The sequence below is a fragment of the Pseudomonas sp. XP2 genome, assembly GCF_053557975.1.
The window spans coordinates 342,443-343,776 of sequence record NZ_JBNRIK010000001.1 but is presented as its reverse complement, the minus strand read 5'-3'; the positions used below and the strand labels follow the sequence as shown (position 1 = coordinate 343,776).

General features: G+C 63.8%; 2 protein-coding genes. Both read left to right on the top strand.

Features of this window, described 5'->3' with window-relative positions; translation table 11 throughout:
* Positions 1–104 precede the first annotated feature (104 nt).
* Positions 105–803, top strand: coding sequence for an urea ABC transporter ATP-binding subunit UrtE (gene urtE / locus ACK1VC_RS01480; RefSeq protein ID WP_191087031.1), 699 nt, complete (start codon positions 105–107; stop codon positions 801–803).
* 31 nt (positions 804–834) lie between these two features.
* A partial coding sequence (locus ACK1VC_RS01475; RefSeq protein ID WP_449117817.1) for an N-acetyltransferase family protein occupies positions 835–1,334 on the top strand: 500 nt, incomplete at its 3' end.

Below are 1,334 nucleotides of genomic sequence, written 5' to 3'. Positions count from 1 at the left end.
CCCACAGGGAAATCACTCATTCCAAAACTGTGGTGAACCTGTGGGAGCGGGCTTGTCCCGCGAAAGGGCCGGTGCAGCCACAACAAAAACACCAAGGACATGACATGCTGAAAATCGACACCCTGCACCAATACTACGGCGGCAGCCACATCCTGCGTGGCCTGTCGTTCGAAGCCAAGGTCGGCGAAGTCACCTGCCTGCTGGGCCGCAACGGCGTGGGCAAGACCACCCTGCTGCGCTGCCTGATGGGCCTGGTACCCTCCCGTGACGGCAGCATCGAATGGGAGGGCAAGCCCATTACCCGCCTCAAGCCCCAGCAACGGGTGCAGGCCGGCATCGCCTACGTGCCCCAGGGCCGCGAAATTTTCCCGCGCCTCACCGTCGAGGAAAACCTGCTGATGGGGCTGTCACGCTTCCCGGCCCGTGAGGCCCGCGAAGTCCCCGCGTTCATCTACGAACTGTTCCCGGTGCTGGAACAAATGAAACAGCGCCGTGGCGGCGATCTGTCTGGCGGCCAGCAGCAACAGCTGGCAATCGGCCGCGCCCTGGCCAGCCGCCCACGGCTGCTGATTCTCGACGAGCCGACCGAAGGCATCCAGCCCTCGGTAATCAAGGAAATCGGTGCCGTCATCCGCCGCCTGGCCGAGCGCGGCGACATGGCGATCCTGCTGGTGGAGCAGTTCTACGACTTTGCCGAGGAACTGGCCGACCAGTACCTGGTCATGGCCCGTGGCGAGATCGTGCAGCACGGCCGCGGCGAAAACATGCAAGCCGAAGGTGTGCGTGGCTTGGTAACCATTTAATCTGCAAGCAACGACCCTGCGAGACCCTGTCATGAGTTACCAAATCCGCGACGCCCTGCCCACCGACGTGCCGGGCATCCTCGACATCTATAACGACGCAGTGCGCAATACCACGGCGATCTGGAACGAAACCCCGGTGGACCTCGGCAACCGTCAGGCCTGGTTTGAAGCACGGGCGCAGCAGGGGTATCCGATACTGGTGGCGGTGGACGACAGTGGCGTGCTCGGTTATGCCTCGTTTGGCGACTGGCGGCCGTTCGAGGGCTTTCGCAACACCGTGGAGCACTCGGTGTATATCCGCGGCGACCAGCGTGGCAAAGGGCTGGGGCCGGTATTGATGGCAGCGCTGGTCGAGCGTGCGCGCGGGTGCGGCAAGCATGTGATGGTGGCAGCCATCGAGAGTGGCAACGCGGCGTCGGTGCGCCTGCATGAGCGGCTGGGCTTCGTGGTGACCGGGCAGATGCCGCAGGTGGGGGTGAAATTTGGCCGCTGCCTGGACCTGACCTTCATGCAACTGGTGCTGAACCCCGG

Excerpts from the sequence above, each read along its gene's own strand:
- urtE (WP_191087031.1), top strand. The coding sequence starts at position 105 with ATGCTGAAAATCGACACCCTGCACCAATACTACGGCGGCAGCCACATC.